General features: G+C 61.6%; 19 protein-coding genes. 11 read left to right on the top strand and 8 right to left on the bottom strand.

Features of this window, described 5'->3' with window-relative positions; translation table 11 throughout:
* Positions 1–33 precede the first annotated feature (33 nt).
* The 3 genes from C4J85_RS08925 to C4J85_RS08915 form a co-directional block, all read right to left on the bottom strand.
* Complete coding sequence (locus C4J85_RS08925) at positions 34–1842, bottom strand: aminopeptidase P family protein (RefSeq protein WP_124409463.1); 1809 nt, start codon at positions 1840–1842, stop codon at positions 34–36.
* A 49-nt stretch (positions 1843–1891) separates the two neighbouring features.
* The gene (locus tag C4J85_RS08920) at positions 1892–3052 is read right to left on the bottom strand and encodes a cysteine desulfurase family protein (protein ID WP_124366499.1); all 1161 of its coding nucleotides are present in this window, start codon (positions 3050–3052) and stop codon (positions 1892–1894) included.
* A 234-nt stretch (positions 3053–3286) separates the two neighbouring features.
* Positions 3287–3556, bottom strand: a complete 270-nt coding sequence (locus C4J85_RS08915) for a hypothetical protein (protein ID WP_124366498.1) — start codon at positions 3554–3556, stop codon at positions 3287–3289.
* Between the two features lie 267 nt (positions 3557–3823).
* Here C4J85_RS08915 and C4J85_RS08910 point away from each other — a divergent pair, with 267 nt between their 5' ends.
* Together C4J85_RS08910 and C4J85_RS08905 are read left to right on the top strand one after the other, a co-directional pair.
* The gene (locus C4J85_RS08910) at positions 3824–5011 is read left to right on the top strand and encodes an acyl-CoA dehydrogenase family protein (RefSeq protein ID WP_124409462.1); all 1188 of its coding nucleotides are present in this window, start codon (positions 3824–3826) and stop codon (positions 5009–5011) included.
* A gap of 11 nt (positions 5012–5022) precedes the next feature.
* Positions 5023–6126 carry a sigma-54-dependent Fis family transcriptional regulator gene (locus C4J85_RS08905; protein WP_124409461.1) on the top strand — a complete coding sequence of 368 codons (1104 nt, stop codon included), beginning with the start codon at positions 5023–5025 and terminating at the stop codon, positions 6124–6126.
* On the opposite strand, the gene C4J85_RS08900 is transcribed toward C4J85_RS08905, so the two are convergent.
* Positions 6115–6480 carry an antibiotic biosynthesis monooxygenase gene (locus C4J85_RS08900; protein WP_124403614.1) on the bottom strand — a complete coding sequence of 122 codons (366 nt, stop codon included), beginning with the start codon at positions 6478–6480 and terminating at the stop codon, positions 6115–6117. The two genes, C4J85_RS08905 and C4J85_RS08900, sit on opposite strands and share 12 nt — an antisense overlap.
* 98 nt (positions 6481–6578) lie before the next feature.
* Between C4J85_RS08900 and soxR the strand changes: the two genes are divergently transcribed.
* Positions 6579–7019, top strand: coding sequence for a redox-sensitive transcriptional activator SoxR (gene soxR, locus C4J85_RS08895; RefSeq protein ID WP_124411175.1), 441 nt, complete (start codon positions 6579–6581; stop codon positions 7017–7019).
* A 47-nt stretch (positions 7020–7066) separates the two neighbouring features.
* Here soxR and C4J85_RS08890 read toward each other — a convergent pair whose 3' ends face one another.
* The 4 genes from C4J85_RS08890 to C4J85_RS08875 are packed head-to-tail and all read right to left on the bottom strand — an operon-like array spanning position 7067 to position 11593.
* Positions 7067–8314 (bottom strand): MFS transporter, encoded by a 1248-nt coding sequence (locus tag C4J85_RS08890; protein WP_124409460.1) that lies wholly within the window; start codon positions 8312–8314, stop codon positions 7067–7069.
* The gene (locus C4J85_RS08885) at positions 8311–9036 is read right to left on the bottom strand and encodes a 2OG-Fe dioxygenase family protein (RefSeq protein ID WP_124366491.1); all 726 of its coding nucleotides are present in this window, start codon (positions 9034–9036) and stop codon (positions 8311–8313) included. The genes C4J85_RS08890 and C4J85_RS08885 overlap by 4 nt, the downstream gene beginning before the upstream one ends.
* Positions 9037–9040: 4 nt before the next feature.
* Positions 9041–10408, bottom strand: coding sequence for an ATP-grasp domain-containing protein (locus tag C4J85_RS08880; protein ID WP_124409459.1), 1368 nt, complete (start codon positions 10406–10408; stop codon positions 9041–9043).
* 30 nt (positions 10409–10438) lie between these two features.
* Positions 10439–11593 (bottom strand): KamA family radical SAM protein, encoded by a 1155-nt coding sequence (locus C4J85_RS08875; RefSeq protein WP_124409458.1) that lies wholly within the window; start codon positions 11591–11593, stop codon positions 10439–10441.
* A 656-nt stretch (positions 11594–12249) separates the two neighbouring features.
* Between C4J85_RS08875 and C4J85_RS08870 the strand changes: the two genes are divergently transcribed.
* From C4J85_RS08870 to C4J85_RS08835, 8 genes are read left to right on the top strand one after another with little or no spacing between them, the layout of a single operon-like run.
* Positions 12250–13449, top strand: a complete 1200-nt coding sequence (locus C4J85_RS08870; RefSeq protein WP_124370226.1) for a PepSY domain-containing protein — start codon at positions 12250–12252, stop codon at positions 13447–13449.
* Entirely contained in the window at positions 13449–13985 is a 537-nt protein-coding gene (locus tag C4J85_RS08865) for a thiamine pyrophosphate-binding protein (protein WP_124409457.1), read from the top strand. The genes C4J85_RS08870 and C4J85_RS08865 overlap by 1 nt, the downstream gene beginning before the upstream one ends.
* Positions 13982–14311: a hypothetical protein gene (locus C4J85_RS08860; RefSeq protein WP_124366486.1), complete on the top strand. Its 330-nt coding sequence runs from the start codon at positions 13982–13984 to the stop codon at positions 14309–14311. Before C4J85_RS08865 ends, C4J85_RS08860 begins: the two co-directional genes overlap by 4 nt.
* Positions 14308–14868: a DUF6162 family protein gene (locus C4J85_RS08855; protein WP_124409456.1), complete on the top strand. Its 561-nt coding sequence runs from the start codon at positions 14308–14310 to the stop codon at positions 14866–14868. Before C4J85_RS08860 ends, C4J85_RS08855 begins: the two co-directional genes overlap by 4 nt.
* A 19-nt stretch (positions 14869–14887) precedes the next feature.
* Entirely contained in the window at positions 14888–15808 is a 921-nt protein-coding gene (locus C4J85_RS08850; RefSeq protein ID WP_124409455.1) for a metal ABC transporter substrate-binding protein, read from the top strand.
* Positions 15805–16548, top strand: a complete 744-nt coding sequence (locus C4J85_RS08845) for a metal ABC transporter ATP-binding protein (RefSeq protein ID WP_124409454.1) — start codon at positions 15805–15807, stop codon at positions 16546–16548. The genes C4J85_RS08850 and C4J85_RS08845 overlap by 4 nt, the downstream gene beginning before the upstream one ends.
* Positions 16545–17444, top strand: a complete 900-nt coding sequence (locus C4J85_RS08840; RefSeq protein WP_124409453.1) for a metal ABC transporter permease — start codon at positions 16545–16547, stop codon at positions 17442–17444. The genes C4J85_RS08845 and C4J85_RS08840 overlap by 4 nt, the downstream gene beginning before the upstream one ends.
* The gene (locus C4J85_RS08835) at positions 17444–18412 is read left to right on the top strand and encodes a metal ABC transporter solute-binding protein, Zn/Mn family (RefSeq protein ID WP_124406765.1); all 969 of its coding nucleotides are present in this window, start codon (positions 17444–17446) and stop codon (positions 18410–18412) included. Before C4J85_RS08840 ends, C4J85_RS08835 begins: the two co-directional genes overlap by 1 nt.

The following is an 18412-nucleotide window of genomic DNA, read 5'->3' as shown; positions in this document are numbered from 1 at the left end:
CAGCACAGCGCGAAGCCGTCAGTCAGCCCGCGATCAAATCGCCGCTGTGCGCACCTGTAACCACGTGAGCGCCTCGCCACTGAGTAACGGGCTCAGGCGTTCACGCACCTGGGCGTGATAAGCGTTGAACCACTCGCGCTCATCCGCCGTGAGCAAGGAAGGCTCCAGGCAACGGGTGTCGATCGGGCACAAGGTCAGGGTTTCGAATCTGAGGAACTCACCAAATTCGGTGGTCCCCGCTTCACGGTTCAACACCAGGTTTTCGATGCGCACGCCCCAACGTCCAGGGCGGTAGGTGCCCGGCTCAATCGACGTGATCATGCCCGGCTGCATCGCCGTTTGCGGTGCAGCTGCAGCCTGGTAGGCGATCACCTGCGGGCCTTCGTGTACGTTGAGGAAATACCCTACACCGTGACCCGTACCGTGGCCGTAATCCACGCCCTCGGCCCAGATCGGCGCACGCGCGATGGCGTCCAGCAACGGCGACAGGATGCCTTTGGGGAATTGAGCGCTGGACAAGGCAATCACGCCCTTGAGCACCCGCGTGCAATCGCGTTTCTGCTCTGCGCTCGGCGTACCGATGGGCACCATACGCGTGATATCCGTGGTACCGCCCAGGTACTGGCCGCCGGAGTCGATCAGCAATAAGCCATCGCCTTCGATCACGGCATGCTCTTCTGGCGTGGCGTGGTAATGCGGCATCGCGCCATTGGCATTGAAGGCAGCAATGGTATTGAAACTCAGCGACACATACCCCGGACGGCGGGCACGCGCTGCCGCCAGATGCTCATCGATAGTCAGTTCAGTGATGCGTTCACGTCCCAGGGCCGATTCCAGCCAGGCGAAAAATTCGCACAAGGCGGCGCCATCCTGTTCCATGGCCTGACGAATATGTTCGGCATCGGCCAGGCTTTTGCGCGACTTGGCCAGCGTGGTGGGGTTCAAGCCTTCCACCCGTTTCACGCCGGCGTTGAGGTGCTCCAGTAAACCGGCCGTCACGCGGGCCGGATCAATCTGCAGGCTTGCTCCGGACGGTACGGCTCGCAGCGCATCAGCCACATCACTGTAGTCGCGCACGCTCACGCCATCGCGCTCAAGCGCAGCGCGCAACTCGGCATCGACCTTGCTCAGCGCCACGAACAAGGTGGCCTGCTGTTGATTGATCAGGGTAAAGGATACGAACACTGGGTTGAACGATACATCGCCACCGCGCAGGTTGAACAACCAGGCAATGTCATCCAGGGTCGCGATGAAATGCCAGTCAGCGCCTTTTTCTTTCAGGCTGGCGCGCAGGGCCGCGAGTTTTTCGCTGCGGCTGAGGGTAGCCTGCGGCGGCAGGTGCTGATAGATCGGCTGGTTCGGCAGCGCCGGGCGGTCGTGCCAGACGGCATTGAGCAGATCGATGTCCGTACGCAAGCGCGCGCCACGCTGCGCCAGCTTGTCACCCAGGGTGCGCGCCGAGGCCACGGCCATTACCGCGCCATCCACCGCCACAACGCCGCCTTCCGGGGTCTGTTCAGCCAGCCATTCCAGCGGTCCGGGCTGGCCCGGTTGCAGTTTCACCAGTTCGATGCCGCTGCCCTTGAGCTCCTTGCTCGCCTGTTCCCAGTAGCGGCTGTCGGCCCACACCCCGGCAAACTCCGCAGTGACGATCAGCGTCCCCACCGAACCATGGAACCCGGACAACCATTGACGCCCCTGCCAGTATCCGGGCAGGTACTCGGACAAATGCGGGTCCGCAGACGGTACCAGCAGGGCATGAATCCCCTCTCGGCTCATCAGCTCACGGGTTTGCGCCAGGCGCTGGGGAACCGTTCCATGGGTCAAAGGCTGCGTAGTCATTGTGTCTCCTGCTAACCGCTAATAATTGTTATGCACTGCGAATGAAGTTTCAGACGGCCCAGAACGCCGGTGCGCTGGCCAGTGCCGACTTGATCAGTTGTACCGCTTCGTCGATATCCCGCTCGGTGGTAAACCGGCCCAGGCTCAGGCGAATGGTACGGCCGGCGCTGCGAGCGTCATGCCCCAGGGCCAGAAGCACATGGGACGGCGCGTTGCTGGCCGAATTGCACGCTGAAGTCGCCGAAAAGGCAATCCCTGCACTCAACGCACCCGCGTTGAATTCACCTTCATTGAACGTAAGGCTAAGGGTATGGGGGATTCGCTGTGTCGGGCTGCCGTTGAGGCGCACACCCGCGATCGACCCCAATTGATCCAGCAGACGCTGACGCAAGGCTACGATCTGTGCCTTCTCCTCGGCGAAAGACGCTGCTGCCAGGGCGAACGCCGTGCCCATGCCCGCAATCTGGTGAGTGGCCAGGGTACCCGAACGCAAGCCGCCCTCATGCCCGCCACCATGAATCTGCGCCAACACCTTCTGCTGCGCACGCGGTCCTACATACAACGCGCCGATGCCCTTCGGACCGTAAAGCTTGTGCGCGGAAAACGACATCAAATCCACCGGCCACTGCGCCAGGTCGATGACCACCTTGCCCGCCCCTTGCGCCGCGTCCACGTGAAACAACGCCCCGTGCTCGCGCACCCGTGCGCCGATAGCCGGGATGTCGTTCAACGTGCCCAGCTCGTTATTGACCAGCATCAGCGAGACCAGAAAGGTGTCTTCACGCAGTGCTTCACTGACCGCCTCGACACTGATCAAGCCATCGGCATCAGGCACCAGATACGTCACCGCCACCCCGGCTTCCTGCAATTGCCGCGCGGTGTCGAGTGTGGCCTTGTGCTCGATCTGGCTGGTGATGATATGCCCGCCCGCCACGCCACGCGCCTGGGCCACGCCCTTGAGTGCAAGGTTGTTGGACTCGGTGGCGCCGGAGGTCCAGACGATCTGCTCGGGCTGGGCGCCAACCAGTTCGGCCACCTGGCGACGCGCCTGCTCGACCGTTTGCCGGGCCGCTTGGCCGAACGCGTGGGAACTGGACGCCGGGTTACCGAAATTGGCATTGAAGCCCAGACACTCAACCATCACCTGGATGACCCGCTCATCCACCGGCGTGGTGGCGGCGTAGTCGAAATACAACGGACGTTTATTCATGATGTTAAAAACTCGCAGAGCGTGTTCCCGAGAACAGTGTCGCGGGGGGCATCGAACAGAACAGAGGTCGTCAGGTTTAACTGATCGGATGCCGTTATAGAAGGACCACTTTATGAAAATGTGCGTAGGAACGCTCCTGAAATTCAGCTTAACAGGCTGAAGTCACGCCATGGAAAACAAAAAACCCGAGTTTCCTTACGGGAACACTCGGGTTCTTCACCGCAACAGCGCCGCTCAACTGGGGCGATCCTTCAAGGCTACGTTGCGCTCGGCGTTCATCTCGCCCTGATGATCAAAACCAAAGGTTTTTTGTGGCTGGCCGGTCAATGCCGCCCGCTGCTGTTGATAGTCATCGAAGGACAATCCGCGGCGGCTCAGCGCTTCCAACGCCAGCTGTCTGGTTTCCTGTTCCGTGTAAGGACGCAATTCAGGCGCCGGATGGGTTGCACATCCAGCGAGCACAGCGGTGACAAGCAACAGCGAGATGGCGAGTGAACGGTTCATGGCGGTAGCCCTGCGGAGGAGGTGTCGAGTCAATGAACACAGGCTACTCCCGCACCTGCCCAGGGAAAAATCACCGTCCTCGATAGTAGCTATCAACCGTGGCGGCAGTCTCAATAGGCACAACCATATATTCTTTTAAGATCTATAAATATGTAAATCAATTAATTTACGGAATATAAGAATCCCTCTATAAACACCACAACACTGCCCGCTAGACGAGCCCAACCCACATCCGATTGCATTGCCAAACAAGATTGAGGCTCTCCCTTGACCGCCAACCCCCAAAGCGTGCTGCCCAGTGCACTGCAGACCGCCAAACTGCTGGCCGCCGAATTCGCCCTCAGCGCCGTCGAGCGTGACGAACGCGGCGGCACACCCAAGGCCGAACGTGACGCCCTGCGCCACAGTGGCCTGCTCGCCCTGAGTATTCCCCGCCAATACGGCGGCCTCGATGCGCGTTGGAGCGAAACGCTGGGCATCGTGCGCGAGTTCGCCAAGGTCGACAGTTCCATCGCCCATGTCTTCGGCTTCCACCACTTGATGCTCGCCACCGTGCGCCTGTTTGCGCGCCCGGACCAATGGCAACCCTGGTTCGAACAAACCGCGCGCAAGAACTGGTTCTGGGGCAATGCTCTCAACCCGCTGGACACGCGTACGGTAGTCAGGGACTTCGGCGGCTGGCGGGAATTTTCCGGCAAGAAAAGTTTCTGCTCCGGCGCCAACGATTCAGAAATGCTCATCGCCTCGGCGGTGGATGAAAGCGCCGGAGGCAAGCTGCTGATTGCCGCCATTCCCAGCGGGCGCAGCGGGATCACCTTGCACAATGACTGGAACACCATTGGCCAGCGCCAGACCGACAGCGGCAGCGCAAGCTTTGAACGGGTGCGCGTTGAGGAGTCGGAATTACTGCTCGAACCGGGCCCACTGAGCACGCCTTTCGCCTGCCTGCGGCCGTTGATCGCGCAACTGACCTTCACCCATATGTTTTTAGGCATTGCCGAAGGCGCTTTCGAAGAGGCGCGCCACTACACGCTCACCGAAACCCGTGCGTGGCATAAATCCATGGCCGAGGACGTACGCCAGGACCCCTACGTGCTGCACCACTACGGCGACTTCTGGGTCGCGCTGCAAGGCGTACGCCTGCTGGTGGAACACGCCGCGGAGCTGTTCGACCAGGCATGGGCCAAAGGCCAAAGCCTCAGCGAACAGGAACGCGGCCAGCTGGCCATTGCCATCGCCACCGCCAAAGTGGCCGCGACGCGCCAGGGCCTGGACCTGTGTACCCGTCTGTTCGACGTCACCGGCGCGCGGTCCACCCACGCGTCACTGCGCCTGGACCGCCACTGGCGCAACCTGCGCACGCAAACCCTGCACGACCCGCTGGATTACAAACTCCACGAACTGGGTGACTGGGCGTTAAACCAGGCCCTGCCGATTCCCACGTTCTATTCCTGAGAGAGGTGCCCATGCAGCTGTTGACCCTTCCACCCTCGCCTGCCCTCGCGACCTCGATCCGTGCCACGACCCAGGTGTTCGAAGACCCGAAATCCCAGGCCCTGCTCGACCATATCCAGCAAGTGGCGCCCAGCGAAGCCAGCGTGCTGATCATCGGCGAAACCGGCACCGGTAAAGAACTGGTGGCACGGCATATCCACAACCTCAGCGCGCGGCGCAACCGGCCCTTCGTGGCGGTGAACTGCGGGGCGTTCTCTGAATCCCTCGTCGAAGCCGAGCTGTTCGGCCACGAAAAAGGTGCCTTTACCGGCGCCCTCAGCGCCAAGGCGGGCTGGTTCGAAGAGGCGGACGGCGGCACCTTGTTCCTCGACGAAATCGGCGATCTGCCCATGGCTATTCAGGTCAAGTTGCTGCGCGTGCTGCAGGAGCGCGAAGTGGTGCGCCTGGGCTCGCGCAAGAGCATTCCGATCAACGTCCGGGTACTGGCGGCAACCAACGTGCAACTGGAAAAGGCCATCAATGCCGGGCACTTCCGCGAAGATCTCTACTACCGTCTCGACGTGGTCAGCCTGGAGCTGAGCCCCCTGCGCGAGCGTCCCGGCGATATCCTGCCACTGACCCGACACTTCATCGAAGCCTACAGCCAACGCCTGGGCTACGGTCCGATCACCATCAGCCGTGAGGCCGAGCAAAAACTGCGCAGCTACAGTTGGCCGGGCAATATCCGCGAGCTGGAAAACGTGATTCACCACACCCTGCTGATCTGCCGCAACAGCGTGATCGAACGCGACGATCTGCGCCTGTCGAACCTGCGCATCGAACGCCAGGACGACAGCCAGCACGGCACCGACAACAGCGCCGAAGCGTTGCTGGCGCGCGCCTTTCAAAAGCTGTTCGAGGAACAGGCCGGCGCCCTGCACGAAAAAGTCGAGGATGCACTGTTACGCGCCGCTTACCGCTTCAGCCATTACAACCAGGTGCACACCGCCAGCCTGCTGGGCTTGAGCCGCAACGTCACGCGCACGCGCCTGATCAAGATTGGCGAGCTGGCGGTCAACAAGCGTCGACCTGGGGAAAACCTGCAGGGCGAGCGGATGCTGCACCTATCCATTTAGGCGGCAGTGCAAGGCGTCGTCATGGCTGCGCTCAAAACTGCGCAGCACCTGGAACGAATCAAAGGTCACCGCCCTGGCCTGGTGCGCCCGGATCAGCGTCCAGAGGTCTTCGCCGCCCTGCTCGAAGCGCCGGAATGCCGCCTCGCCATCCTCGCGCGATTGCCATTGCAGGCAGTTGAGCACCCGCCGCCCATCATCGCTGACCTGCACGCTCGCACTCAAAAAGCCGCCATGGTTCTCGGCCAGTCGCTCGCTCTGGAGGGTCAGGGCCGCCACCAGGGCAGACTGCTGGCGGGGGTCGATCTGAAATTCGATCAACTGCGTGAAGCTGCGATTCTTCTCTGATACCTGCATGAACACTCCCCTTTCTCCGTAGGCAAAATCTTGCGATTCAGTGCCACGCAGGGTAAAACCTCTAGTTAAGTCAAGGTCAAGTAATGAATCGGGGTTTTATGCTCAACAAGGAACTCACCGTTGGCCAGTTGGCCGCCCGTAGCGGCGTGGCCGTCACCGCCCTGCATTTCTACGAAACCAAGGGGCTGATCAAGAGCAATCGCAACGCCGGTAACCAACGGCGCTACCCGCGTGACGTGTTGCGGCGAGTGGTAGTGATCAAGATCGCCCAACGCCTGGGCATTCCGTTGGCCACCATCGGCGAGGCGCTGCAAGCATTACCTGAAGGCCGCACACCGACGGCCAAGGATTGGGCACGCCTGTCGGCACGCTGGCGGGAAGACCTGGATGAGCGGATCAACAAGCTGGTGCAACTGCGCGACAAGCTCAATGGCTGTATCGGCTGCGGGTGCTTGTCGATGGACGCCTGCCCTTTGCGCAACCAGGGTGACCAACTCGGTGAGCGCGGGCCGGGAGCGCAGTTGCTTGAACCCAGTTGAGGCACTACCCAGGTGGGAAGGGGCTCACCCCCTCCCACCGGACGCTATCAACGCGTGGGCGGTGAACCCGACACGTCCGGCCGGCTTCGGTAAGCCGTGCACCCCAGCCACAGGGTCATTACCGCCAGCGCCGTCAGCGGTAGCCCATGGAACAGCACAATCACCTGGGCCGGCGTCCACGTCAGGTAGAACGGCCCGACCACCAGCATCCCCACGCCGAAGCCCGCCATTTGAATCAGGGTCAATAAACTGAACAGCGGCAGGCGCAGGCTATCCGGTTCACTTTGCGCACGGGAGACCAACGCCACCTCGGATAGCCCGTCTCCCAACCCCGCCCACACCACCAACAGCAGCGCCAGCCACAATTGGGTTTGCTGGAACGTCAGGATAAAGCCGCTGGACATCAGCGCCACGCCGAACATGAACAGGCGTTCCATGCTGGGCGTGCCACGGCCTTTCAACAGCGCACTGGCAATACGTGCCCCGATAAACTTGCCGCAGGCCCAGACCGCCAGCAGATACCCCATCACCGTTTTGGCCGTGTCCGGGGAAATGTACTGGGACAGCACCGGCCAGCCGACGTTATGCGCCGCGCTGCCAAGGGTGTCGAGCATGCTGATCAACAACATGGCGGCCAATACCGGCGCGCCGCGCAGCCCCTTGGTCAACTCGCGCCATTCGGCCGAGAGCCCGCGATGGGCGGCGATGGCAACGCTGTACAACGCGCGCAGTGGCATGACCAGGCAAGCGGCAATCACATAGGTGCCGATATTCACCGCGAACACCGCCTCGAATCCTCCTGTGGCAATCAGCAGCCCCGACAGCAAACTGCCGAACACCGCGCCGGTGGCGGCCGCCGAGGTGATCCAGGCGTTGGTGTTCACCCGCTGTTCAGGGGCAACCCAGGTGGGCAACTGACTGTTGAGGCCAATGGCAAACAGCGAATTGCACAGGCCGATACCAAAGGCAATGAACGGCAACAGGCTGAGTTGATGGGTGGGAATCAGCACCAACAGCGGCGTCAGCAACAACGCTCGCGCCAGGTCCAGCCCCGCCAACGTGCCGCGCCCGGCAAAGCGCCGGAAAAACGGGATGCCAAACAGGCTGGCGACAATGCCACCGGTGACGCGGCACGCCAGGAAGATGCTGACGAACACCACGCTCTGGCTGAGCCAGTAGACATAGGTGGACAGGGCCACCAGGTTGAGAAAGGCGCCAAAGTCCGAAACGCCGCGAGCAAAAATGATCAGCCGCGCGTTGCGGGTCGACAGGTAAAGCTGTTGATCGAGACTCATGCGGGCGGCGCCTCTTCATCAGCGGGCACGCTGCGCAGGCTGACCAACAGCATATCGCGCCACGCGGGTGTCGAATCGACCTTGGGCCGTACATCCCCGGCGCGATGGTAGAGCCTGCGGTCGTTGACCACGAGGGTTTCCAGGAAGTGCTCCATGGGCACATTCAACACCCGATTGTGCTCCGCTTCAGTGGTGAACACTTCAGACACCACCGGCACGGTGTTGTGCTCGCCGATAAAATGCATGAACACCCAATCCAGGCCATCCTGGTGAATCCCCGACGTGGTGGGGCTGCTCGCTTGCGCATCCGCACGCACGCGGAACTGGTGGATGTCGATGGTGTAGCTCTGTTCGCCCAGGTGCGGTGCGATCACCGCCAGGTCGGTGGCCAGCAGCTTGCGCATCAGTGGATGCTCGATAAAGCCCTCCTCGCTATAGCTCAAGTGGTTCACCCCCTGTCGATAGTTGACGGCGTAGGTGACCGGCGACTTGAACGCGGTGCTCCTGTCGATCTGCAACTGGCGTGAAGGTGATAAACGATAGCGCAGAATCCGCCGTTCACGATGGGTGTACGCCTTGAACGCCTCGTCGCGCACCAGGTTGGCCCAGTAGGCCCGGAAACTTTGCTCTTCTGCGGGCTCGACATTGACCAGTTCGCCAAAGTCACGGCGATGGCAGTAATGCTGCTCGCGCAACTGCGCGCTAATTCGTGGGATGTCCATATCGCTAGCCTGCCACTGGGTGGTCGATGATAACGCGCAGATGCTGACTGACCGCGTCATGCAGCGCGCGGGCGTCGGCAGCGTCGTCGACCTTGGCCCAGCACTTGAGCAGATAGTGCTCCTCGATGTCCGCATCGATCATATGGCCCGGCTCCTGCTGGGCGTACTCCAGCACCGCAGCGTTACGGTCCAGGTACTCCATGCCTTCGATGCCCTCGAACCGGCCGCTGTGCTGCGGGTAAATCGCCAGCATCGCGTAATGCTGCCCCGTCTCGGCAACCTTGCGTGCCCCCGCCTCCAACTGCGCAGTGACATCCTGCCCGCCCGTCAACAATGAGAGATACACCTGGTAGGGATCAATACCGGCCAGGTCGCGCAACGCCGCGTTCACATAGAGCCCGCCCACGCGTGGGTTGATCTCGATCACCACCGGCCCCTGCTCCGTCATGCGGAACTCGAAATGCACCACGGCGTTGGTCAGGCCGACCGCGTGCAGGCACGCCACGGCGTACTCGCGGATCTGCGCGCACTGGCTGTCGGTGAAGGAGGTCGGTGGGGAAATCAGCAGGTTTTCCAGGACCGTGCCACTGCGCTCGGTCAACAGCAGCTTTTCGTTGATCAGCAGCGGATGGACGCGCTCGCCGGCCACCACGCATTCCACACTGCCTTCGATACCGGGGATGTAGCCTTCCAGCAAGAGACTGCGCCCGGGGATGTAGTCATGCCGTTGGCCGTCGTCTTCCGGCAGGGTGTGCACACAGCCGTAGAAATCCGCATACGCGGCGCCGCCGTGATCCCTGACGAACAGCGCGTAGTGGCTGCGCAGCTCGGCCCAATTGGCGCACTTCTTGATAAACGCCGAAGCACCACCAAACGGCGGTTTGGCGATCAACGGGTAACCCACCCGCTCGGCATTCTGCTGGAGTTGTTGTTCGTCATTGCACAGCGCAAACGGCACGGAACGAATGGCGTGCTGTTTCAGTACCCTGCGCATCAGGAACTTGTTGTTGCACGCGGCAATCGCCTCGGGACAGCTGTGCACCAGGCCCAGGCGCCGGGACGCCCGTGCCACGATGCAGCCGACTTCGCCTTGCGCAGACGGATGACCGGCCTGGCAGAAAATTGCGCGAATCTGATACTGCTCATCGAGCTGGCCAACCAGGTCGAGGATGGCCTCCTCGTTGAGTGCGTCGAGCAGGAACACCGCATCACTGTCATCCCTGAGCCGTTGCAGATGCCTGCGCCCAGTCACCCCCGCCGTCAGGCACACCAGGCCCTGAGCGCGGGCCACCGCAAAATGCGGCTCTCGGTAGTTATAACGGACAGCAGTACTGTCATCGACATCAATAAAAAGAATGGCGTCTTGTTTCATCACTTATACCGCCTCAGTCCATACGTTGATTCAGGCATCCTGCCAACTGCACCACTGCCCTTCCCAGTTACGGAAACAATAATGGCGCTGCCCATCGCGAACTTCGAAGTACGGCAAATTCTCAGGTTTTTCAAAGTCCAACAGCGGCACCGTGAACTTGCCTTGTGCGTGCGGTAGAACATATTCAGGCAGGGCGATATTAGACACTCGCCGTTTGAGGCGATCCATGATCGCGATGGCCTGGCTGATCGATGCCTTATATTCCGACGCACCGGGTGAAAACGGCATGAAGTGATATAAGTAATACGGTTTTACGCCCAGACGATAAAGATCGATGAAGAGTTTATGCAGGGTCGCTTCATCATCGTTGACGCCCCGTAACAATGGCATATTGGAAAAGACAATCGGCACGACGCTCTGTATACGTTTGACCGCCACCGCAAAGTCAGGGCTGAGTTCGAGCGGATGGCACACGTGCACGCCAAAGGCATTGACCTTGTACTTTTCCAACATCGCGATCAATTCATCGGTCACGCGATACGGGTTGAAGCTCAGGGCCCGGGAGTGAATACGGATCAGCAAGTCATCACTGATCCCGCGCAGGGCGGCCAGGTACTCGTCGAGCTTGCGGTCGGCCAGCATCAACGGGTCGCCGCCACTGAGAATCACTTCTTCGATGGCCGGGTTGCCGCGGATGTACTCGACCGATTCCATGAAGGAATCCTTGCTGGCGTTGGCCTTGTCAGTGCCCACCTGCAGCGTGCGCAGCGCTTCGAAGCAAAACTGGCAATAGGCGTTGCAGGTATTGGTGGTGCGCAGGATGACGCGATTGTCGTACTTGTGCTGGCAGATGGGCGTCTTCATTTCATGGCCCAACTCCCAATTTTCGGAAGTGCCATCGTAATCACCCTCGACCTGCTCGCTCCAATACGGCACCACTTGCCGCCATAGCGGGTGGTCCGTGACCGCGCCGGTGGTAAGAGAACGTTTGATCAGCTCGATGTAGTAAGGCGTGATCTGCATCTTGCGCCCTTGCAGGTTGTGTTCGATATGCGCGGTGGTGTCCTCGCCCCACCCCCCGCAGGCATCGCGAAGTGTCGGTTCATCACGCAACGCATTCTTCTGCTGCCAGCGCCAGTCTTGCCACTGTACTGAGCGATGAATGTCTTGATCGTAAATCGACATGAGTATGTACTCTCTGTTCAGGCATATGAATGCGCACTCTTCCCTGGCGGAACAGTGATATTCGCAACAATGACAATCGACTTAGGCGACAGGCCGCAATCAAGGAGCTGATTCAATCAGCCACACGGGGAAGGGATAAAAACTTATTATTGCAGCGTGCGGATAAAGCCCTGATAGGTTCATGTAATCACACTCCTTGTTTTAGATTTTTCTGACTTCCAGGCCAGCACCTAATTAAGCCTATGGTCTCTATGCCGTCAACAGACGCAAGTTGTCTTTTTTTCGGATTTAAACTACACCGTCGCTCAGATCCCCATAAACAGGGGCATTTCCTCGCTCATTTAAAAAGTAAATAACACTCGCAACCATGTATTCCCACGTTTCTCCATGGTTTTTTATACTTATACCACTACGTACCCCAATGAAAACTTGACCTACAGCTTGCGCTTTCCATGGACCGCCCGCAGTGGAATCCCAGGCGATCGTCACTCGCGCGCAGGACGTTCCTGCGAACCTGAAACATTTTCTTTCATTTCCCCCTTGGGGATTTCTCATTCTCATCCGTCTTAACTTAGATACAGCCCGTCGCGTCAGCAAAAGCTACGACCGGCCTTTTCCGGGCTTCCATCGCCCCTCCGATCAAGACCCTCATTCACATGTCGAAGAAGTCACGCTCAAAACTCTGGTTTCTCGTACACAGCTGGCTGGCGCTGCCCATCTGGTTCTTTGTACTGATCGTCTGCGTCACCGGCACCCTGGCGGTGGTCAGCCAGGAAATCGTCTGGCTGGCCAACCCGGATATCCGTGCGACCAAGCCGTCGGATGATGCCCAGCCGCTGAGCTTCGACCAGGTAATCGCCGCCATCAAGCGCGACGAGCCTCAGGTCATCGTGCGCTCGATCATCCGCCCCGACGAATCACACTTCGCGTTGACCGTCGGCCTCAGCTACCCGGACGGGCGTTCGGTCGAGGCCTATGCCAACCCCTACACGGGCGCCATCCAGGGCATCAGCCCATCGTTCGACTTCAAGCAATTTACCCGTGCCCTGCACGGCTGGTGGCTGGTGCCGTTCACCAATGGCTACAGCTGGGGCTGGTACCTGGTGTCGGCGCTCGGCCTGCCCTTGCTGGCCTCATTGATCACCGGGCTTGTGGTGTACAAGCGCTTCTGGAAAGGCTTTTTGCGCCCTACTCTGCGCATCCGCCACGGCGCGCGCATCTTCTGGGGTGATTTTCACCGCCTGAGCGGTATCTGGTCGATCTGGTTCATCGCCGTCATTTCCATTACCGGCACCTGGTTCCTGATCGAGGCGACCCTGGCCGACAACCAGATTTCCATCTCCAGCGAGCCCATCGTGCCGGTGATTGCCCGGGAGAAGGTGCCGCTGTCCGCCCCCGGCGTGCCGGCCCCGATGATTGCCCTGGACGAAGCGATCAAGATCGCCACCCAGCGCATTCCTGGGCTGGAGGCCACGTTTGCCTTCCTGCCGCTCAATGCCTACAGCCACCTGCAGATCGGCGGGCGCGGCTGGTACCCGCTGATGTTCCAGACCGCGCAACTGAACCCCTACAGCGGTGAAATCGCGGTCTCGCACCTGCTGTCCGACCGCACCACGCTGGAGTTCGTCACCGAGTCCATGCGCCCGCTGCACACCGGTGACTTCGGTGGCCTGTGGATCAAGCTGATCTGGGCCTTCTTCGGCCTGGTGCTGAGCATGATGGTGCTGAGCGGCTTGCTGATCTGGACCAAGCGCACCGCCCTGGCCACCCTCCACGCCCTCAAACGCGAGGCCAAGACCCAGCGCCCGCCTGTGCCCATCCCTGCCCTGCAGGCTGAAACCTCGGAGACGCACTGATGAGCAAGGTCGCGACCAAACCCTCTTCCCCGCTGCGCGCATGCTGGCTGAAGTGGCGTTTTCATATAAACATCCTGCTGTTGCTGGTGCCGCTGGGGTTCATGCCCAAGTATTTTGCCGATGCCGCGCTGTTTCGCGGCGATGCCGGCATCGGCGAGCGGGTCGCCGGGGACGTTCAAGTCGGCCCCTGGAGCCTGACCCTCGCGGAATTTCGCAACGAAGGCCCGCGCCCGGATCCGGCCGGCCCGATGAAAACCTTTAACGCCGCCCTGTGCGCCACCTGCGCCGAGCAGGTCAAGGCGACTTACCTGCGCATCGGCAAACCGCGCAGCCTGCGGGCGGCCGGGGTGATCTTCTTTGGCACACCCTACCGCATGGGCGCCGTCCTGCCGGTGCCGGAACGCACGCCGGTCGACGCTGAACTGTGGGTCACCATGGAAGGCTGGGACGGCAGCATGCACCAGGGTTCCATTCCACTGAGCCAGGCCTCGCCCGCCACTGTTGCCTGGCTGAACAAGCAAGGAGTCAAACCATGATGTTCAAGCGCCTGATGCGCGCCGCTTGCGTGCTAGTGCTGAGCGCCGGCTTCACTGACGTGGCCTTCGCCCACAACCCGATGTGCGAATGCAAGGAAATTCCCGGCGAGCAGATCCAGTGCAAAGGGGGGTTCTCCGATGGCAGCGGCGCTCCGGGCGTGACCCTGGATGTGATCGGCTACGACGAGACCATCCTGGTGCCGGGCAAGCTCGGTGAGGATTCGACCCTGACCTTCAAGAAACCCGCAGCCGAATTCTATGTGCTGTTCGATGCCGGCCCCGGTCACGTGGTGGAAATCGACCAAGCGGATATCCAGGCGCCATGAGTACCGTACAGGTAGTGCGCCCGGCCGGCGCGGGTCATGAAACCCTTTACGTGCTGTTGCTGTGCCTGATCATCCTGGCGGTGTCGGGAACGGTGGTGGCCTTGCACGGTGAGACCCAGCAGCTCGCAACGGTGCCAAGCCACCAACTGGATGCCCGACGCGACCTGAGCGCCGCCGAACAGGGCATCTACGCCGACCTGCGGGTGACCCTGGATGAAATCCATTTGCTGCAGCAGGAGCAAAACGCCCTGCCGACACCGGACCAATTGGCCCAGGAAGGCTTTGCGCCGTTTGCCCAGGACGCCAGCTCCGTCAGCCGTGGCGATCATCGCTGGCAGCTGCTCGCCCCCTCGGCCTACCTGGGCTTGAGCCAGGCACCGGGCACCAGCGGTTCGCTGTTGATGCGCGTGCAGGGCACCGAGCCGGATATCTGGCTCAACCGTGGCAACGACCTGGCTGCCCCCTCCGACCTCACTGACCAGGCGCTGATCGCTGCCGGCTGGCGGCAAGTGGTCGCGCAATTCGATGCTGGCGTGACCCGCCAGCACCGCCACTGAACGAGAAGACCGATTGCCCATGTCCATTTCATCTCCCCTGTTGCGCCTGTTGCTGGTTGGCCTGTTCAGCCTGATGCTCGCGCCCCTGGCGAACGCCGAGGCGGGTAAACGCCTGCGCATCGGCATCACCTTGCATCCTTACTACAGCTACGTGGCCAACATCGTCGGCGACAAGGCCGAGGTGGTGCCACTGATTCCGGCCGGGTTCAACCCCCATGCCTACGAGCCGCGCGCCGAAGACATCAAGCGCATAGGTACTCTGGACGTGATCGTGCTCAACGGCGTGGGGCATGATGACTTCGCCGACCGCATGATCGCCACCAGCGAGCGCCCGGACATCGCGGTGATCGAAGCCAACGCCAATGTGCCCCTGCTGGCCGCCACCGGCAATGCCGCGCGCGGTGCGGGCAAGGTGGTCAACCCGCACACGTTCCTGTCGATCAGTGCGTCGATTGCCCAGGTCAACAACATCGCCCGCGAGTTGGGCAAGCTCGACCCGGACAACGCCAAGACCTACACCCAGAACGCCCGCGCCTACGGCAAACGCCTGCGCCAGATGCGCGCCGATGCCCTGGCCAAGCTGACCAGCGCGCCCAACCCGGACCTGCGCGTGGCCACGGTGCACGCGGCTTATGACTACCTGCTGCGCGAGTTCGGCCTGGAAGTCACCGCCGTGGTCGAACCGGCCCACGGCATCGAGCCCAGCCCCAGCCAGTTGAAGAAAACCATTGATGAACTGCGCGCCCTGGACGTGAAAGTGATTTTCTCGGAAATGGATTTCCCGTCTTCCTATGTCGACACAATTCAACGGGAATCCGGGGTCAAGCTGTATCCGCTGTCGCATATTTCCTACGGTGAATACAGCGCGCAAAAGTATGAGGTGGAAATGACCGGCAACCTCGACACCGTGGTTCGCGCGATCCAGGAGTCGGGAACATGACGGCGGCGCAACCGCTGAACCTGGCCTGTGGCCCGACCCTCGATTTTAACCAGGTGTCGCTGACCTTGGGCCGCACCGTGATTCTCGATGGGGTGAGCTTTCAGGTACGGCCCGGCAGCATTCACGCGTTGGTCGGCCCGAATGGCGGCGGCAAAAGCTCGCTGATCAAGACCCTGCTCGGGCAAACGCCGCACCAGGGCCGCTTGAGCCTGGAGTGGCCGGGCAGCCCCGGCACCATTGGCTATGTGCCCCAGGCCCTGGAATTCGACCGGGGTTTGCCGATGACCGTGGATGACTTCATGGCCGCGATGTGCCAGCGGCGGCCGGCGTTTCTCGGCCTGTCCCGGCACTACGCCGGCGCGATTGGCGAGGCGCTGGAACGGGTTGGCATGCAGGACAAGCGCAAGCGGCGCATGGGCGCCTTGTCCGGCGGTGAACGCCAGCGGGTATTGCTGGCTCAGGGGCTGATTCCGGCGCCGCAATTGCTGGTGCTGGATGAACCGATGTCGGCCCTCGATGAGGCCGGTATCCAGGTGTTCGAGCGGCTGCTCGATGACTGGCGACTGGCCGGGATTACCGTGCTGTGGATCGAGCACGACCTGGAGGCAGTCGGGCGCCTGGCCGACCGCGTAACCGGCTTGAACCGCCGCGTACTGTTCGACGCCACGCCGAAACAGGCACTCACCCCCGACCGCCTGCTGACCCTGTTCTCCACTCACCCCAGGAGCCTGGCGCAATGAGTTATGAAGCGTTTCGCCTGATGGTCCAGGGCTGGGCGTCTGCCGGTTATCTGCCCGAGGCACTGGCCTACGGCTTTGTGGTCAACGCCCTGCTCGCCGGTCTGCTGATCGGCCCGGTGCTGGGCGGGCTGGGCACGCTGGTGGTGGTCAAGCGCTTTGCGTTTTTCTCCGAAGCGGTCGGGCATGCCGCGTTGACCGGCGTGGCCGTGGGCATCCTGCTCGGGGAACCCTATACCGGGCCCTACGGCAGCCTGTTCGGCTACTGCCTGCTGTTCGGCATCCTGCTCAACTACCTGCGTAACCGTACCGGCCTGGCGCCGGATACGCTGATCGGCGTGTTCCTGTCGGTGTCCCTGGCGCTGGGCGCAAGCCTGCTGCTGATCCTGGCCGGCAAGATCAATGTGCACATCCTGGAAAACGTGCTGTTCGGTTCGGTGCTGACGGTCAATGGCAACGACTTGCTGGTGCTGGCGGTCGTCGGTTCGCTGGTGATGGCCCTGGCGCTGCCGCTGTACAACCGCATCATGCTCGCCAGCTTCAACCCGCAATTGGCGGCGGTGCGCGGAGTGGCGGTGAAGACCCTGGACTATCTGTTCGTAATCCTGGTGACGCTGATCACCGTCGCGGCGGTCAAGGTGATCGGCGCCATCCTGGTCGGTGCGCTGCTGGTGATCCCGGCGGCGGCGGCGCGGCTGCTGAGCCAGTCGCTTAAAGGTTTCTTCTGGGTGTCGGTGGCGATTGCGACCGCCAGCACCCTGTGCGGCATCCTGCTGCCAATCATCTTCGACCTGCCGGTGCCGTCCGGCGCCGCAATCATCCTGGTCGCCGGTATCGCCTTCGCCCTCGCCGCGATCGCGCGCGGTACGGTGCCCAGCCTCAAAGGGAATCTTGGATAATGCGCCCTGACTTTCGCCCACTGGCCCTGGCCATGGCTTGCCTGATCAGCACCCCGTCGTTCGCCGTCGTGGATGGCTTTCAAACCAGGGACTTCGTCGCCAACCATGGCCTTGGCCATGCCGCGCTGACCAAGCCCAACACAGTAAAACCGGTCAAGGTGCTGGCCTCGTTGCCGATCACCTACGGCCTCGCGCAAGTGCTGCTCAAAGGCACCGATGTGCAGCTCGAACGCGCCGCCCCCGCCAACCTGCCCGGTTCGCGGCAGGTTTCGTACTTCACCGGGCGCGGTGCGCCAGCGCTGAGTCAACTGGCCCAGGATGCCGATGCCGCCATCGGCCTGCGCTCGCTGTGGGCGGATGACCCGCTCTACCCCGTGGCGCGGCGCAGCAATATCCGCATTGTCGAAGTCGACGCTGCGCGCCCGGTGGATGGCGGTTTACCGGGCATCGCCGTGCAGCCGGGCGTCAGTGATGGCTTGAACAGCCAACCGTGGCAGTCGGGCAACAACATGGGGCGCATGGCAGATGTATTGGCGGCCGACCTGAGCCGCCTGGCGCCGGGTGCCAAACCGCAGATCGATGCGAACCTGGCCGCGCTCAAGCAGCACCTGCTCAAGCTCGCCGCCGACAGCGAGGCGCGCCTGGCCCAGGCCGATAACCTGAGTGTGGTCAGCTTGAGCGATCACTTTGCCTATCTGGTCAGTAGCCTGAACCTGGAACTGGTCAGTACCGATGCACGGCCAGATGCGGACTGGACGCCTGAAGCGCTGCAACAGCTCAGTGCGCAGTTGAAAACCAACGATGTGGCGACGGTGCTGCACCACCGCCAGCCGAGTGAGGCGGTGAAAGCGGCGGTCACGGCTGGCGGCGCCACCCTGCTGGTGTTGAATGTGGACGGTGTCGACCCGGTGACGGAGCTGCAAACCAATGTGGATCAGGTGATCAAGGCACTCACGCCCTCGTCATAG

The sequence above is a fragment of the Pseudomonas sp. R4-34-07 genome (assembly GCF_003852375.1).
Taxonomy (GTDB): Bacteria; Pseudomonadota; Gammaproteobacteria; order Pseudomonadales; family Pseudomonadaceae; genus Aquipseudomonas.
The sequence above is the reverse complement of the archived record's forward strand: the minus strand, read 5'-3'. Positions and strand labels throughout refer to the sequence as shown.